1 protein-coding gene is annotated in these 245 nt (G+C 57.6%); it reads right to left on the bottom strand.

Features of this window, described 5'->3' with window-relative positions; all coding sequences use genetic code 11:
* Window positions 1-225 (bottom strand): hypothetical protein (locus tag CKW40_RS44495; protein WP_143748554.1); only part of this gene is annotated, 225 nt, incomplete at its 3' end.
* Between the last annotated feature and the right edge of the window lie 20 nt (window positions 226-245).

Here is a 245-nt window from a genome sequence, read left to right as displayed (position 1 = left end):
GCTGATGCTTTCAAGTCTGATCATGCGGTTTCCGGGGAATTGAAACTTGGAGGATTTTCCCCGGGCCATACGCGATGGCGAGCGCCAGAGGAAGAGGCGCAAGCGCCGCAGACAGCCGATCTCCCCCACGAGGGGGGAGATTGGCAGCTTCACCCCCAGACACACTCCAGAAACAAGATTCAACATCCCGGAAAAACTGGCGAAAAGATCGTCTGCGATAACCATCCTCGCAGCGACCGGACAGC

The sequence above is a fragment of the Mesorhizobium carmichaelinearum genome (assembly GCF_900199455.1).
GTDB classification, from domain to species: Bacteria; Pseudomonadota; Alphaproteobacteria; order Rhizobiales; family Rhizobiaceae; genus Mesorhizobium; species Mesorhizobium carmichaelinearum.
This window is presented reverse-complemented; position numbering and strand designations above follow the sequence as displayed.